This is a genomic window from Pseudomonas sp. GM24, assembly GCF_000282235.1.
GTDB lineage: Bacteria > Pseudomonadota > Gammaproteobacteria > Pseudomonadales > Pseudomonadaceae > Aquipseudomonas.
On record NZ_AKJR01000376.1, the window covers coordinates 1 to 1,548 of the forward strand.

The 1,548-nt window shown below is 60.4% G+C and carries 1 protein-coding gene; it reads left to right on the plus strand.

The window, feature by feature from the left end:
• Nucleotides 1-161: 161 nt before the first annotated feature.
• The gene (locus tag PMI23_RS28490) at nucleotides 162-1,457 is read left to right on the plus strand and encodes an OprD family porin (protein WP_007915112.1); all 1,296 of its coding nucleotides are present in this window, start codon (nucleotides 162-164) and stop codon (nucleotides 1,455-1,457) included.
• Nucleotides 1,458-1,548: the final 91 nt, after the last annotated feature.

The following is a 1,548-nucleotide window of genomic DNA, read 5'->3' on the forward strand; positions in this document are numbered from 1 at the left end:
CAGCGTTCCGCAGCTCCTACAAAGTGATCTGCGTCGCGACGGCAAGTCATCGTATAACTTGCTGTTGACATTCCCGTAAAACCTAGGAAATATCCGCACCCATGTTGTACGACGACGTATGACAAATAATAAAAACAACAAACGAAACAGGGAGCGTCACAGTGAGCACACTCGTCTGCAGTTCCGTCCGCCCTTCCCGCTTTGCCACGCTTCGCCCGCGTTCCACCCTCGGCCTGATCGGCTGCAGCAGCCTTGCCTTGGCCTTACCGATGAGCGCCGATGCCGAAGGTTTCCTCGAAGACAGCAAAGCCACGCTGAACCTGCGCAACGCCTACTTCAACCGCAACTTCGTCAACCCGGCCTACCCGCAAGGCAAGGCTGAGGAGTGGACGCAAAACTTCATCCTCGATGCCAAATCCGGCTTCACCCAGGGCACTGTGGGGTTCGGCCTCGATGTGCTGGGAATGTATTCGCAGAAGCTCGATGGCGGCAAAGGCACGGGCGGCACGCAACTGTTGCCGATCCACGATGACGGACGCCCGGCCGACAACTTCGGCCGCCTCGGGGTAGCGCTGAAAGCCAAGGTATCGAAGACCGAATTGAAGGTCGGCGAGTGGATGCCGGTGCTGCCGATCCTGCGCTCCGACGATGGCCGCTCGCTGCCGCAGACCTTTCGCGGCGGCCAGATCACCTCCACCGAGATCAATGGCCTGACTGTCTACGGTGGCCAGTTCCGTGGCAACAGCCCGCGCAACGACGCGAGCATGGAAGACATGTCGATGAACGGCCGCGGCGCGTTCACTTCCGATCGCTTCAACTTCGGCGGCGGCGAGTACAGCTTCAACGACAAGCGCACGCAGGTCGGTGTCTGGTACGCCGAACTCACGGACATCTACCAGCAGCAGTATTTCAACCTCAGCCACAGCCAGCCGTTGGGCGACTGGACGCTGGGCGCCAACCTCGGTTTCTTCACCGGCAAGGAAGACGGCAGCGCTCAGGCTGGCGACCTCGACAACAAGACCGCGTTCGCCCTGCTTTCGGCCCGCTACGGCGGCAACACCTTCTACGTCGGCCTGCAAAAGCTCAGCGGCGACGACGCCTGGATGCGGGTCAACGGCACCAGCGGCGGCACCCTCGCCAACGACAGTTACAACGCCAGCTACGACAACGCCAAGGAACGCTCCTGGCAGTTGCGCCACGACTACAACTTCGTCGCCCTTGGCGTTCCCGGTCTGACCCTGATGAACCGCTACATCAGCGGCGATAACGTGCACACCGGGACCATCACTGACGGCAAGGAATGGGGCCGCGAGTCGGAACTGGCCTACACCGTGCAAAGCGGCCCGCTGAAGAATCTCAACGTGAAATGGCGCAACGCGACGATTCGCCGGGACTTCAGCACCAACGAGTTTGACGAGAACCGGATCTTTATCAGTTATCCGATTTCGTTGTTGTAAAGCCAGTCGCCACACCGGATTTCCCTGTGGGAGCGAGCCTGCTCGCGAAGGCGGGTGTCAGTCGATACAAGAGTTGCCTGGACCGGCCTCA